Genomic DNA, 218 nt, shown 5'->3' with positions numbered 1-218 from the left:
GCGATGACGAGGTCGTACTTTTCGAACCGGCTTTGAAACTGGCGCAGCGTATGTTCCGTGCGGCTTTCACGCAGTCGGTTCACGAGGATGGGCACAGTCGTGAACCACACCTTGTGGCCCTCCATGCAAGCTTTTATGCCCAATCCAATTGCCAGGTGGGTCTTCCCAGTGCCGGGATTCCCGGCCAAAATGACGTTGCGGCCCTCCTTAATGAAATC

At 56.0% G+C, this 218-nt stretch carries 1 protein-coding gene; it reads right to left on the bottom strand.

The window, feature by feature from the left end:
• On the bottom strand, positions 1-218 hold a 218-nt coding region (locus J3482_RS20690), incomplete at both ends, for an ATP-binding protein (RefSeq protein ID WP_206923151.1).

Source organism: Alicyclobacillus suci, assembly GCF_017329615.1.
GTDB classification, from domain to species: Bacteria; Bacillota; Bacilli; order Alicyclobacillales; family Alicyclobacillaceae; genus Alicyclobacillus; species Alicyclobacillus suci.
Note: the sequence above shows the minus strand (reverse complement) of the source record. Positions and strands in the feature narration are given on the sequence as shown.